The 248-nt window shown below is 56.5% G+C and carries 1 pseudogene; it reads right to left on the minus strand.

What is annotated here, in order from left to right:
- Nucleotides 1–248, minus strand: a pseudogene (locus KVT28_RS25980) (hypothetical protein); the annotation flags it as partial.

Raw genomic sequence — 248 nt, forward strand, 5'->3', positions numbered from 1 at the left:
TTCTCAGCCAGGAATTGACGATACAGATAACCGGTGATGCCAAGCGCCAGAATGTTGATCACCGTGCCGCTGATGATCTGATCGGCGCGGAATTTGATGGAGACAACTGAATGGAGGGCCTGCAGGATGAGAGCCGAGACGAGGGCCGCGCCCAGCGCGATCCAGCGGCTAACCGATCCGGCCGTCGCCGAGTCCATCGTGTTTTTCAGGGATTGGTACACAAACACATTGACGGCATAGGCAACCAT

Origin of the sequence: Pantoea sp. GbtcB22, from assembly GCF_019091025.1 — a bacterium.
GTDB classification, from domain to species: domain Bacteria; phylum Pseudomonadota; class Gammaproteobacteria; order Enterobacterales; family Enterobacteriaceae; genus Pantoea; species Pantoea leporis.